This window comes from Aphanothece microscopica RSMan92, assembly GCF_046613545.2.
Taxonomy (GTDB): domain Bacteria; phylum Cyanobacteriota; class Cyanobacteriia; order PCC-6307; family Cyanobiaceae; genus NIES-981.
This window is the reverse complement of sequence record NZ_JBKKKY020000423.1, coordinates 1-518: the sequence shown is the minus strand read 5'-3', so window position 1 is coordinate 518 and position 518 is coordinate 1. Positions and strand designations below refer to the sequence as shown.

Below are 518 nucleotides of genomic sequence, written 5' to 3'. Positions count from 1 at the left end.
CCCCTGCTGATCTTGCTGGACGAACCGGCTGCCGGCATGACCCGGGCGGAAAAGTCCGAGACGGTCCGGCTGCTGGAGGTGATCCGGCGCGAGACGAAGGTGAGCGCGCTGGTGATCGAGCACGACATGGGGTTCGTCGAGGCCCTGGGCTGTCCGGTGTCCGTGATGATGATGGGCAAGATCGTGGCTTCCGGCTCGTTCGCGGAGATGCGGAACAACCGGCAGGTTCGCGAAGCCTATCTGGGGCCAACCCATGGATAGCCACGTGCAGACCGGCGGCTTGATCATTGAAGGTCTTGTCGCGGGCTATGGCGGCGGGGTCGTTCTCGACGATCTGTCCCTGGCCGTCGCTCCAGGTGAATCCGTTGCACTTCTCGGCCGCAACGGCGTCGGCAAGACCACGCTGTTCAAGCTGATCGCGGGCGAAGTGCCGCCCGCGTCAGGGAGCGTCGCCACGAGCGGCAAGCTTGCGGTCCTGACCCAGTCGTCAACACAGGTCTCCGCCGAGACCGTGGCCG

At 65.6% G+C, this 518-nt stretch carries 2 protein-coding genes; both read left to right on the top strand.

Features of this window, described 5'->3' with window-relative positions:
* A partial coding sequence (locus tag ACLD7X_RS18345; RefSeq protein WP_482763998.1) for an ABC transporter ATP-binding protein C-terminal domain-containing protein occupies window positions 1–261 on the top strand: 261 nt, incomplete at its 5' end.
* Window positions 254–518, top strand: a 265-nt coding sequence (locus ACLD7X_RS18340; RefSeq protein WP_411425120.1) for an ATP-binding cassette domain-containing protein, incomplete at its 3' end; no start/stop codon positions are given. The genes ACLD7X_RS18345 and ACLD7X_RS18340, both read left to right, overlap by 8 nt.